General features: G+C 66.5%; 2 protein-coding genes. Both read right to left on the reverse strand.

All coding sequences use genetic code 11. The features are described from left to right. Positions 1 to 822, reverse strand: an 822-nt coding sequence (locus IR155_RS15680) for an IS3 family transposase (protein WP_135115710.1), incomplete at its 3' end; no start/stop codon positions are given. 5 nt (positions 823 to 827) lie between these two features. Then, positions 828 to 1,118, reverse strand: a 291-nt coding sequence (locus IR155_RS15685) for a transposase (protein WP_194210359.1), incomplete at its 5' end; no start/stop codon positions are given.

Here is a 1,118-nt window from a genome sequence, read left to right on the forward strand (position 1 = left end):
GCGCTGATTGTTCCACCACCACACGTACTCAAGGGTTGCTAGCTCGACCTGCTCGACGGTTCGCCAGGGGCCGCGCTGACGGATCAGCTCGGTCTTGTAGAGACCGTTGACCGCCTCCGCGAGGGCGTTGTCGAACGAGTCGCCGACGGTCCCGGTGGAGGGTTTCGCGCCGAGTTCCTCGATCCGATCGGTGTAGACCACGGCGAGGTAGTTCGATCCGTGATCGGCGTGATGAACCAGGCCGTCGAGGCGTCCGCCGGCGTCCCAGGCGGCCATATCGAGCGCCCGTAGTGGCAGGATGTCGGACTTGAGCGTGGCTGCGACGTTCCAGCCCACGATGCGACGCGAATAGACATCGGTGACGAACGCGACATACGCGAACCCGGACCATGTTGCGACGTATGTCACGTCAGCGACCCAGAGGCGGCGCGGGCCGGGGGCAGTGAACCGGCGTTGCACGAGATCCTTCGGCTTCTCCGCTGCCGGGTCGGACTTCGTCGTGAACATCCGCTTGGACCGCTTCACGCCCTCCACCCCGGCGAGCCGCATGAGCCGTTCGGTCTGATCGCGACCGATCTCCCACCCTTGCCGCCGCATGAGTGCGTGCATCTTCCGGCGTCCGTAGACGCCGTAGTTCTCCGCATGTAGGCGAGCGACCTCCGGCACCAGCAGGTCGTCGCGCAGCTGCCTCGCTGACGGCGCACGGCTGACAGCGGCGCGGTAGCCGCGCGCGGTGAGGAAGCCCTGGACTGCCGGTTTGAGGACCCGGCAGATGAGCTCGACCCCGAAACGATCCCTGTGTTCATCGATGAACCTGACCATCTCGGTCAGGGGCGGTCGAGCTCCTTCGCGAAAAACACGCTCGCAGCCTTGAGGATCTCGTTGGCCTTGCGCAGTTCGGCGTTCTCCTTCTGCAGCCGCTTGATCTCCACCGCCGCGTCCGTCGTCAGCCCGGGCTTGACACCGGCGTCGACCTCGGCCCGGCGCTGCCACAGTCGCAACGTCTCCGGGCTCATCCCCAGCAGCCCAGCCACATGCCTAACCGCGCTCATCATCGTCGGGTGCGACGGCCGCGTCTCCGCGAGCATCCGCAACGCCCGCTCACGCATCTCCGGCGA

Origin of the sequence: Microbacterium paludicola, assembly GCF_015235415.1 — a bacterium.
Classification (GTDB): Bacteria; Actinomycetota; Actinomycetes; order Actinomycetales; family Microbacteriaceae; genus Microbacterium; species Microbacterium paludicola.